Here is a 10,571-nt window from a genome sequence, read left to right on the forward strand (position 1 = left end):
TCTAAATGAAAAGCTGAAACGTATTTGTTTCAGCTCATGTATATATTTAGTTTACTGTTAATTGAATTTTGTCTCCTGAAACAAATTCCTTAACAACTTCCGTCCCAGTATGGATGACAAGAGTATTTTCTCCTTCTAAGCCTTCCAAATTGACCGTATAATTATTATCTTCTTTTATTACGACAACTTTTCCTACAACATTTCCTAGACAATCCACTAATTCCTGTTCGTGTTTTCCGTTTTCCAGCTGATAACAATGTATTTCTACATCCTTGTTGTAATCGTATAATACGCTGCTATGCTCTTTTTCGCTCATAACTAAAATGCTGTTTTCTTTTACCCACACAGGAAGACTCAAATAATCGTGAGTTTCCTCTATCCAAACGCCACTTTCTTTTACTTCTTTAAAGTCGCCATTTAGTAATTGCGTCCACTTTCCTTCAGGTAAATAATATGAAACATCACCTGTTTCAGAAAGCACCGGGGTAACCATGACATTATCTCCCAAGAAATACTGCTTATCCACAAAATAACTGTTTTTATCCGAAGTGTATTCTAAAAACAATGGTCTCATCATTGGCACTCCTGTTTTAGCAGTATAAACAGCTTGCTGATAAAGATATGGCATCAATTTTACTTTTAATTTTGTGAATTCCCGTGTCACACTTACAGCTTCTTCATCGTAATTCCAAGGAACTCTATATTCAATACTTCCATGATAACGGCTGTGGGTCGATAACAGACCAAACTGTGTCCAACGTTTATAGATATCTGGCGAAGCATTATCTTCAAATCCACCTATGTCATGACTCCAATATCCAAATCCGGAAAGAAGAAATGAAAGACCGCCTCGAATAGTTTCTGCCATTGACACATATTCCGAAAGATTGTCTCCTCCCCAATGTACTGGGAATTTTTGCGAGCCAACAGTTCCTGAACGGGCAAATAAGACAGCTTCATTTTTCCCTCTTTTTTCTTCCAGTAATTCAAATACCACTTTGTTAAATAGATAACTATAGTAGTTATGAGCTCTCTTTGGATCGGAACCATCGAAATAAATGACATCAGTTGGAATTCGTTCACCAAAATCTGTCTTGAAGGCATCTACTCCCATATCCAAAAGACGAGACAAATGACCGCGATACCATTCAACAGCTTCTGGATTAGTAAAATCGACAATGCCTTGTCCAGCCTGCCACATATCCCACTGCCAAACAGAACCATCTTCTCTTTTCAAGAAATAACCTTTCTCCTCGCATTCCTGATATAGAGGAGATTTTTGCCCAATATATGGGTTGATCCATAAACTCACCTTGATACCTTTATCATGAATCCTTTTAATCATTCCTACAGGATCCGGGAACAAGTCTTCATTCCACGTGAAGTTAGTCTACTCAAATTCCTTCATCCAAAAACAGTCAAAATGGAAAACTTCTAGTGGAATATTTCGCTCAATCATGCCATCAATAAATTTCATGACTGTTTCCTCACTATAATCAGTGGTAAAAGATGTTGATAGCCACAAACCAAAGGACCACGCTGGAGGCAGTGAAGGTTTCCCTGTTAGACTGGTATAATTTTCTAACACATCTTTTGGTGTGTCGCCATAGATGATGATGTATTCCAGCTCCTCTCCCTCCACACTAAATTGTGCCCGAGACACATTTTCAGAGGCAATTTCATAAGACACTTCCCCTGGGTGATTGACAAATACGCCATAGCCATTACTGCTTAGATAAAAAGGAATATTTTTATAGGCTTGTTCACTTCCTGTGCCACCGTCTTTATTCCAAATATCTACAGTTTGACCGTTCTTAATAAACGGTGTAAACCTTTCACCCAGCCCATAAATCAATTCATCCACTCCGAGGGTCAACTGTTCACGCATATAATGCGTACCATCTTCCAGAGTGATTTCACCTTGAGCACCAAATTTTGAGGATGTCAGCACTCGATTTTTCCCGAAAAATTCCAGTTGGAATTTTTCGTTTAATTTAGCCGAAACTTTTAAGTCGCCCGATTGTAGAGATACTTCTTCATTCTCATGGGTCACAATAACTTCAGTATCTTGCTGATTCAACTGAAAATCTGGTCCTCGATTTTTCCCTTGATGATGCACAATACGAACAGAAATCATGTTTTCTCCGGGGCTGCTTAGCGTGATTGTACTCATGCCTATATTAAGAGTGCTTCCTCTAGATACAACTTTTCTATAAGGCGCGTATAGCACCAAAGAATCTTCTCTCTTATCAAAAGTGTAGACTTCCTTAGGTGATTGAACTACAAACCCAGCTTTTACCATCCAATATCCATCTGTAAATTTCATAAAATCCTCCTTATTTTATAGCGCCGTCTGAAATACCTTTTACAACATGTTTTTGCAAGGCAACAAATAATATAATAATAGGAACAATCACAACAACTAGAGCAGCAAGAGCTAAGTGCCATTGTTTATTAAACTCTCCGAAGAAATAAAACATCTTTAATGGAATAGTGTACATGCCCTCTTTATTAACGCTCAGTGAAGGTAACAAATAATCATTCCAGAACCATAGTGAATCTAAAACAATGATTGTCACAGTCGTTGGTTTCAGCAACGGTAAAATAATGGTCCAATATATCTTAAATGTGGATGCACCATCAATTACAGCTGCTTCATCTAATGATCTTGGAATCCCCCGTAAGGCCCCATAATACATAAAAGTTGCCATACTAGTTGCTAATCCAATATACATAACAACAAGCCCAGCCCGATTCAACATGTTCACTTTTCCAAAAATTGATACCAACGGAATCATAATACCTTGAAATGGAACTAGCAAGCCAATAGCGATAAAAAAATACAATCCTGAACTAAGTTTACTTTTGTTTCTCGATAAACCGTATGCTGCCATTGAAGAAACAATCACAACAAAGAATAATGAAAAAATGGTAATCAATATAGAATTCAAAGCGGTGTTTTTAAAATCCAACTTGTCCAGCGCAGTCGTATAATTACTGAATTCTAGGCCTTCAGGCAATCCCAAAGTATCCTGAAAAATTTGAGATTTAGTTTTGAAAGAATTTATCACGATCAAGTAAAATGGATATATCCACACGCAGGAAAAAAAAATTCCAATTAAAACCGTACCTGTCTTCTTCAGTTTCCTTTTATCTTTCATTATGCATCACTCTCTTTTCTTCTTGTAACGGAAATCTGGATTATTGAAATTATCACAATAATCAACAAGAAAATCATAGCCTTTGCCTGTGCATACCCCATATTCCTCATAGAAAAGGCTTCATTATAAATATTCATGGCCGTCATCTGAGTTGAGTTATATGGCCCTCCAGCAGTTAATGCTAAATTCTGATCATACATCTTAAAAGCACTCGAAAGCGTCAAGAAAAGTGTCACTGTAAAGGCGGGCATAATCATTGGCAATTTCACTCTAAAAAACTTTTGAATTGCTGAAGCTCCATCTATTTCTGCTGCTTCAATGATTTCTCCAGGTATACTATTTAAATAAGATATATAAATTAGCATAATATATCCGCACATTTGCCACACAAACAAAATTACTAGCCCCCAAAAACCTGTTTGGGGTGTATTTAACCAGTCATTAAAACCTGCAATCCCTGTGATATCAGCAATACTCGTAAAAACTTTATTAAAAATAAATTGCCAAATGAATCCTAGAATAATCCCTCCAATAAGGTTTGGCATAAAAAATACTGTTCGGAAAAGAGTACTCCACTTACCAAGTTTTTGAGTAACTAAAACCGCCAAACTTAGAGCGACAACATTTATCAAGATGATACTAACGACTGAAAACTTCGCTGTAAAAATTAAGCTGTTAATAAATGTCTCATCTTTAAATACTTTGATATAATTTTCAAACCCTAAGAATACACCGACAGTATTTCCATTCCAATCTGTAAGCGAATAGTAGCCACCTATAAATAAAGGAATAAATAAAACAGCCATCAGGGCCAGCAAAGCAGGAAGCAGCAATAACCAAAAGGATTTCGATTTATTAGTTAACACACTTAATCTCCTCTCTTTCAAAATGTAGATGGGAGTGAACCTCCCATCTACATTTTCTTTCTACTTGGATCGTTCAGTATTCCAAGTATCAATCAGCTTCTTACTTAATTCTTCCCATGTAGAATTTTCAGCCGCATAGGATTGAATTTCCACACCGATAATATTTTGACCATAGCCATCAGGATATGAACTATGAACCCAAGGAACAGCCTTTCCATCACTCAAATATCGATAAATTTCTTTAGATAACGGATCCTTGATATCATCACTTGAAAAATTAGTATAGGCAGGAATGAAATCAAAATCATCTACAATAGATGTCATAGCTTCTTCATCTGTATACATCCAATTAATAAATTCGATTGATGCTTCAATTTCTTTTTCACTTTTATTACTGTTGACACACCAGTACCAAGCAGGACCAGCTACTATTTTACCTTCTGTTTCAGATTCAACATACATTGGTACAATGCCTAATTTTTCTTTGGCAAAAGTATCATCTAAACTGTTTAACGTCGGAACAATCCAGTTTCCTTGATGAATGACTGCTACTTTATCTCCAGCAAACATTTCTTCCACAGAAGTAGAGTAGTCCATGGATTCCAAAGGTTTGGCATTATATTTAATCGCTAAGTCTATATTTTCTTTCATTTGATCTGCATATTCAAATTTTAACTCCTCGGCAGAATATGTCTCAAGAATACTATTGTTGAATTCAGGTGCTAAAAAATTGGCACTAAACTGACCTGTCACCCATGTTTCGCCACCGCTAAATCCAAACACTCCTTTTAAGCCTAATTCGTCTTTTTTAGAATCCAGCGTTTCTACTGCAGACTTAAAATCAGCAAATGATGTGATTTTTTCAATTGGAACACCTGCTGCTTCAAAGATTTCCTTATTAACTAACCAACCATAACCCTCAATATTCATTGGTAGTCCCACAACTTTCCCATCATAAGTTGCCCCTTCTAAAGTTCCATCAATCGCTTTTTTGGTTAAGTTTGTATCTGACAAATCATATAAAGTGTGACTCCATGCTTTTGCATGTGATAGCCCTGCCAACATAAATACTGCTGGTTCATCCCCTGAAGAAAACTTCGCCTGTAAGGCTGCTGTTGCGTCCGTCCCCCCTCCAACAGTCGTCATATTGATATCAATATCTGGATGGGACTCCTCAAACTTTTCAACAAGGTTGTCCATCTGCTCAGCTGTTTCTGTTTTGATATTAAAGACTTCAACCGTTGCTTTTTCTGAAGACTCTTTTTTTGAATCTGAATTAGAACACGCTGTCAGACCAACCGCACCCATTAAAACTAATGAAGAAATCAGCAACTTTTTTTTCATTTCCATAACCTCATTTCTTTTATTTAAAATAGTTAAACTAAATAATCATTCAACAAAGACTTCACATATTCCAAATGACTAGACTCCAGTTTTGGATCATCATGCTCCAAAGCGTAAGCAGTCAAACTTTCCAAGTCCTCAGAATCAGCCAATATCTTGGCACCGATGCCTTCCTTGAAACTCCCGTACCGTTTATCTTTCAAGTCATCGAAGAAGCGATCTTCTTTCAGTTTCGCAGCTGCTTTCAAGCCGCGGGCAAACGTATCCATTCCGGCAATATGAGCCAACAATAAATCATCCATTTCAAAAGATGAACGACGGACTTTAGAGTCAAAGTTGATGCCACCTGGAGCAATTCCGCCATTTTCCAAGAGTTCATACATCGCCAATGTGGCATCATAAATATTGGTAGGAAATTCATCGGTGTCCCAGCCAAGCAACATGTCCCCTTGGTTGGCATCTATGGACCCCAACGCATCATTGATCCGGGCCACATGAAGCTCATGTTCAAACGTATGGCCTGCTAAAGTGGCATGGTTGGCTTCCAAATTCAGCTTGAATTCTCCCACTAAATCGTATTTTTGAATAAAAGCTAATGTGGTCGCAGCATCAAAGTCATATTGATGTTTTGACGGCTCTTTTGGTTTTGGTTCAAGCAGAAACTGCGGTTTATGCCCAATTTTTTCCCCGTAAGCGATAGCCATTTTAAACAAACGGGCAATATTTTCTTCCTCGAACTTCATGTCCGTGTTCAGAAGAGATTCATAACCTTCCCGTCCGCCCCAGAACACATAGTTCTTGCCATCAAGTTTTTTACTCAAGTCTAAACCTTTTTTCACTTGCGCAGCAGCATAAGCGTAAACTTCCGCATTGTTGGTTGAAGCAGCCCCATTATTAAATCGAGGATGAGAAAACATATTCGCTGTGTTCCACAACAATTTTATTCCTGTAGCATCCATCTTTTCTTTAATCAAGTCGGTAATTTCATCTAAATTGGCAAAAAATTCTTCTAAAGAATCCCCAGTAGGTGCGATATCAACATCATGAAAACAAAAATACCCCACACCTAATTTTTCAAGAATTTCAAAAAAAGCATCCACACGATTTTTAGCTGTTTCCATCGGATCAGCTGTTTCCCAAGTACGAATATTCACAGGGTCACCGAATGGATCTGTCCCATCTTGTGTCATTGTGTGCCAGTAAGCAACAGCAAATGGCAAGTGTTCTCCCATTGTTTTTCCTAAAATAACCTCTTCAGGATTAAAATGGCGAAACGCAAACGGATTTTTAGTTTCTGTACCTTCATACTTGATTTTATCTACATTTGGAAAATAACTCACTTTGACTCCTCCATCCTCTTGATTTTAGTTGGTTAGTAAGATAAACTTACTTACAGATAAAGAATACTACGAGGGTTTGTTTTTGTCAACCGCTTACAGTATAATTTTTTCAAGGAGTGATGATATGATTACAAGTAAATATACTATTAGAGAACGCAATGAAGCGATTATTCTGCAAAAAATCATTGACGAAAATATTGTTTCAAGAGCTAATTTAGCAACTATCACCAATTTAAATAAAGCATCTGTCTCAGCAATCACAAAAAAATTGATGGAAGAAGAATTAATCAAAGAGGTCGGGATCGGCAACGCAAGCAGTCAAGGGGGCCGAAAACCTGTTTTGCTAACTTTCAACAGACGCTCCTCATTGGTCCTTGCACTAGATATCGGTACCAACTACGTTGAGGGGGTCCTGTCTTTTATTGACGGAACATTTATAGAAACAATAAAAAAACGAAAAATAGATATTAATGAACAGACAGTTATTACCCATATTCGAGAAATCATCAGCGAACTCTCAGAATACACTCCTGAAACTAGGCACGGGGTTGTTGGGATGACTGTGGCCATCCACGGGATTGTTGTCAACAATGAAATCGTCTATACTCCTAATTACCCTTTAGATCATATTAAGCTTTTTGATGAGTTATCAAACTCATTCGATTTTCCTATCTTTTTGGAAAATGAAGCGAATTTAGCTGCTCTTGGAGAATACACTTTTTCCTCCAAATTTAATAGTCTAGTTAGCATCAGCATCCATGGCGGAATCGGTGCGGGAATTGTTGAGAATGGGCTTTTGAGAAATGGGAAGCACGGAAAAGCAGGAGAAATTGGCCATAGTATTTTGTTCCCGGGAGGAAAACAGTGTCCCTGTGGTAATGAAGGGTGTTTAGAGCGGTATGCCTCGCACCGGGCCTTATATGACCAGATTGAAGATACATTAAATGTCCATAATATCAACTCGGACCGAATCAAAGAATACTATGATGAAAACAATCAGCAGGTCAAAGAAATTCTTCTGGAAAATGCAAATTATCTAAGCATCGGGATCAATAATCTTTCTTCTTTATACGATCCGGAAATCGTAGTCATCAATAGTTCTGTCTATCAAAAAATCCCTGAACTAATTGATTACTTAAATAAAAATTTGGTTAGCCGATTTACAAGAGATGTAATCGTCATGAATAGTCCCCTCCAATCCAGCGCAACACTTTTAGGAGCAGTCACCAAGTCAGCACAAAATTTCCTTAATATCCAGAATTTAAAGTTTATTGACTGATTTTCATATTTTCACTGACAACATAAAAAAACTATTCTAAGCGGACGTGAACCGCTCAGAATAGTTTTTTACAAATTATCAATCAATAAAACTCGTGTCGTTCCATATGTCTAACACAAATCCGCTGCCATTGCTAAGAATGGTCGACACGCTGGTATTTTTCAAAGGTTTACCTTTTCTAATATCCGACAAAGGCACTCCTGTTAATGTGTTCAGCATGATTTGTAAGGTCAGACCATGGGAAACTATCAGGATATCATCATCGGGATGAGAGGTCGCGTAGTTTTCGAACACAGTTTTAGCCCGCTCAATCAATTGGTAAAAGGACTCTCCCTGATACTCCGCTGGGTCATATTTGTGAGGAAAATGAACTAAGTTTTTAAATTGTTCCAGATGAGAAAATTCCTTCTCAGGTTTCCCTTCCCAAATACCAAATTCCATTTCCCGCAAATCGTCAACCGTAGTAATATCCAATGATCGGGTGTGCTGCTCTAAAATCAGACGAGCTGTATCCTGCGCCCGTCCTTGGGGGCTGACTAACACTTCAGAAAATGGGATTTCTCTTAAAAATTTCCCCGCTTTCCTGGCACCTTCTTGACCTTCAGGCAACAGTGGTGAATCCACTAACCCGCCTTGAAAAAATCTCCGCTGATTGTATTCTGTCTTTCCATGTCTGACACAGTAAAATGTTGTCATTAAACATCCTCCTTGATTATTCTCACCTTTATTATACGTGAGCTTGGTCAAAAAGTCATATCAACTGCTGACATAATGATTTTGCCAGACAATCTTCAAGTAAATGAGTAATTACTCTCCTTGTTTTTCCGGTATGATGTAAGGGGACATCTCTGCGGTTACTCCTATGGAAGAAGTTCTGACAAAAGGCAGCTTCTCCAATTTCTTCAGATGTTTATTTTGCCCGGTGATCATCACACCAAGTATTTCCACTTCGTCAAATGTTTTCTTGTGGTTTTTTTCGAGAAATCCTTCGTAATTTTTGATAAAATCCCCAATCATTGGTTGATTTTTCCCGCCATTATAGTGTTCTAAGTTTTTTAGAAAGCCCTCAAAAGAAGTGGTCAGGTCTTCGGTTTCTCGATTATACGCTTGGAAACCTAAAACTTCTGTCCCTTGAGGACCTGAACTTTCATCCAAAGTATCATCTGATAAAAGATATAGCCAAACCACATTCACATCATCTGGAAATTGTTTCTTTACTTCCGACCAAAGATAAGGCTGGTCAAAAGAAAGAGCTACTTCGCTGACTTCAGCTGTGTCCCCAGACATTTTTTGCAAATCTTGAGGGAGGTCTATATCATCCTCTTCGGACCAGCCATCGTAATAGTTTTTTATGTTCGGGTGATAAAATTGAGCCAAAAGCTGTTTTGTCTGACGGTTATAAAAATAAAGATTTTCCTTAGTTATATGCCAGCCGCCATGCATTTCATTGTAGTCAAACTTTGAACGAAACATCGTATAGTGATTGGTCAATGTATCCCAAGGGACCACATAACCTGCGATATTTTTTGAACGATTTGAAACAACAGAACCGCCAATAGGTGAACTGTTGACTAAAACTTGAGAATCGATTGAAACATTAGGTTCTGCAATGGCATTGCGCACAAAAAGGAAATCATTTAGTTCATTTGAATGCCTCTCAGACAATTTATTACACAAGACGTAACCTGCAGGAAGTAAAACGAGCACGGTCACTACAGAAATCAAAATCATTTTTACTGATTGGCGACGCTTGGCCTTACGTAAGGCTTTGGTTAAATCAGGGTTTTTTTGGTTATCCATCATTGGTTCTCCTTTTCTCTTAGTTGCTTTCTGGCCCGGGCGAGTTTTTGCTTGACAGAATCTTTTTTGATCATCAAAAGCTGGCTGATTTCTTCATAGCTTAACTCATAATAATATTTCAAAAGCAGAATTTCTTGATACTCTGGTTTGATTTTCGATAATCGGTGCAGCAAAGATTCTCTCATAAAAAACTTTTCCAACCCATTCTCGGCTTCCGTTAAATCAACCTCTTCCAACGGTGTGGGGTCACGAAATTTCTCTCGCCGTTTAAGATCGATAAATTCATTCAGTGCCACACGGAAAAACCAAGGGCGAAGGGAATCTTGGTTGAAAGAGTCTAGTGCCAGCAGTGTTTTATAAAATGTGTTTTGAACCACATCTTCGGCTTCATGATAAGAGGCGCCTTTTCTCATCAAAAAGTCTGACACGTCTTTTCCTAGCACCAATAGGAAAGAATCCAACCACTCTTCATCTTTCATAGTCAACCCCCTTCACTTAATACAACGAACCAACTAAGAGAAAAGTATACAGTAAACGTCATTTTTTTGAACAGCTGTGGGAATCGAAAAAATAGCATCTAATATCAGAAAATAAAAACAAGCTCCCAATCAAAGAAAGTAGTCTTTTGATTGAGAGCTTGCAAGTCTTATTAAACCTGAATTTTTCATACTTCAACCTTTAAAAGTTTTTCTTCCACTTCTTGTGGTGAAAAGTGGAAGAAAAAATTATTTTTCAACTTAGTAGGATAAAATCTGATAAAAATTTAAGGAAGCTGGATTCT

General features: G+C 37.7%; 8 protein-coding genes and 1 pseudogene. 1 reads left to right on the plus strand and 8 read right to left on the minus strand.

The genetic code is table 11. The features are described from left to right. Positions 1–46: 46 nt before the first annotated feature. The 5 genes and pseudogenes from yicI to xylA all read right to left on the minus strand — a co-directional run bounded on the left by yicI (position 47) and on the right by xylA (position 6,711). Positions 47–2,326, minus strand: a pseudogene (gene yicI / locus CBF29_RS04190) (alpha-xylosidase). A 10-nt stretch (positions 2,327–2,336) separates the two neighbouring features. Beyond that, positions 2,337–3,161 (minus strand): carbohydrate ABC transporter permease, encoded by an 825-nt coding sequence (locus CBF29_RS04195; RefSeq protein WP_126807668.1) that lies wholly within the window; start codon positions 3,159–3,161, stop codon positions 2,337–2,339. Continuing rightward, the gene (locus CBF29_RS04200; RefSeq protein ID WP_126807670.1) at positions 3,161–4,027 is read right to left on the minus strand and encodes a carbohydrate ABC transporter permease; all 867 of its coding nucleotides are present in this window, start codon (positions 4,025–4,027) and stop codon (positions 3,161–3,163) included. Before CBF29_RS04200 ends, CBF29_RS04195 begins: the two co-directional genes overlap by 1 nt. A gap of 60 nt (positions 4,028–4,087) precedes the next feature. Continuing rightward, the gene (locus CBF29_RS04205; protein ID WP_126807672.1) at positions 4,088–5,371 is read right to left on the minus strand and encodes an ABC transporter substrate-binding protein; all 1,284 of its coding nucleotides are present in this window, start codon (positions 5,369–5,371) and stop codon (positions 4,088–4,090) included. 32 nt (positions 5,372–5,403) lie between these two features. Next, positions 5,404–6,711, minus strand: coding sequence for a xylose isomerase (gene xylA / locus CBF29_RS04210; protein ID WP_126807674.1), 1,308 nt, complete (start codon positions 6,709–6,711; stop codon positions 5,404–5,406). 124 nt (positions 6,712–6,835) lie between these two features. Between xylA and CBF29_RS04215 the strand changes: the two genes are divergently transcribed. Then, positions 6,836–7,990, plus strand: a complete 1,155-nt coding sequence (locus tag CBF29_RS04215) for an ROK family protein (RefSeq protein WP_126807676.1) — start codon at positions 6,836–6,838, stop codon at positions 7,988–7,990. A gap of 78 nt (positions 7,991–8,068) precedes the next feature. On the opposite strand, the gene CBF29_RS04220 is transcribed toward CBF29_RS04215, so the two are convergent. From CBF29_RS04220 to CBF29_RS04230, 3 genes are all read right to left on the minus strand, one after another. Beyond that, positions 8,069–8,686, minus strand: coding sequence for a histidine phosphatase family protein (locus CBF29_RS04220; RefSeq protein ID WP_126807678.1), 618 nt, complete (start codon positions 8,684–8,686; stop codon positions 8,069–8,071). A 111-nt stretch (positions 8,687–8,797) separates the two neighbouring features. Then, entirely contained in the window at positions 8,798–9,790 is a 993-nt protein-coding gene (locus CBF29_RS04225; protein ID WP_170169989.1) for an anti sigma factor C-terminal domain-containing protein, read from the minus strand. Further along, positions 9,790–10,269, minus strand: coding sequence for an RNA polymerase sigma factor (locus CBF29_RS04230; protein WP_126807682.1), 480 nt, complete (start codon positions 10,267–10,269; stop codon positions 9,790–9,792). Before CBF29_RS04230 ends, CBF29_RS04225 begins: the two co-directional genes overlap by 1 nt. Positions 10,270–10,571 lie beyond the last annotated feature (302 nt).

This window comes from Vagococcus elongatus (genome assembly GCF_003987645.1).
GTDB classification, from domain to species: domain Bacteria; phylum Bacillota; class Bacilli; order Lactobacillales; family Vagococcaceae; genus Vagococcus_A; species Vagococcus_A elongatus.

Coding starts and splice junctions, on each gene's coding strand:
- CBF29_RS04195 (WP_126807668.1), bottom strand. CDS start 3,161: ATGAAAGATAAAAGGAAACTGAAGAAGACAGGTACGGTTTTAATTGGA.
- CBF29_RS04205 (WP_126807672.1), bottom strand. CDS start 5,371: ATGAAAAAAAAGTTGCTGATTTCTTCATTAGTTTTAATGGGTGCGGTT.
- CBF29_RS04215 (WP_126807676.1), top strand. CDS start 6,836: ATGATTACAAGTAAATATACTATTAGAGAACGCAATGAAGCGATTATT.
- CBF29_RS04220 (WP_126807678.1), bottom strand. CDS start 8,686: ATGACAACATTTTACTGTGTCAGACATGGAAAGACAGAATACAATCAG.
- CBF29_RS04225 (WP_170169989.1), bottom strand. CDS start 9,790: ATGGATAACCAAAAAAACCCTGATTTAACCAAAGCCTTACGTAAGGCC.
- CBF29_RS04230 (WP_126807682.1), bottom strand. CDS start 10,269: ATGAAAGATGAAGAGTGGTTGGATTCTTTCCTATTGGTGCTAGGAAAA.